Source organism: Capnocytophaga canis, assembly GCF_000827555.1.
Lineage (GTDB): Bacteria > Bacteroidota > Bacteroidia > Flavobacteriales > Flavobacteriaceae > Capnocytophaga > Capnocytophaga canis.
On record NZ_CDOI01000103.1, the window covers coordinates 1 to 273 of the forward strand.

General features: G+C 37.4%; 1 pseudogene. It reads right to left on the bottom strand.

Annotated features, from left to right (window positions below):
• A pseudogene (locus tag CCAND38_RS03110) lies at positions 1–273 on the bottom strand (PD40 domain-containing protein); the annotation flags it as partial.

Below are 273 nucleotides of genomic sequence, written 5' to 3' on the forward strand. Positions count from 1 at the left end.
ATAATTATTACGTGTGAAATAAACGGTATTGCCATCCTTAGTAAAGACAGCCGTAGATTCGTTGAATTTTGTATTAATATCCGATGAGAAAAGTGATTTTTTAGCAAGAGAAATGCTGTCGCGAGAAGCCTCATATAAATCGTAAAAACTCTCGCCTGTCCATTGTGAAGTTTGCTTGAACATACTGCTATTACTCGCTGCAAAAATAACCTTATCTCCACCATAGAACGCAGCTCCATACTCTGAATGCTCTGTGTTGATATCCGTATGATA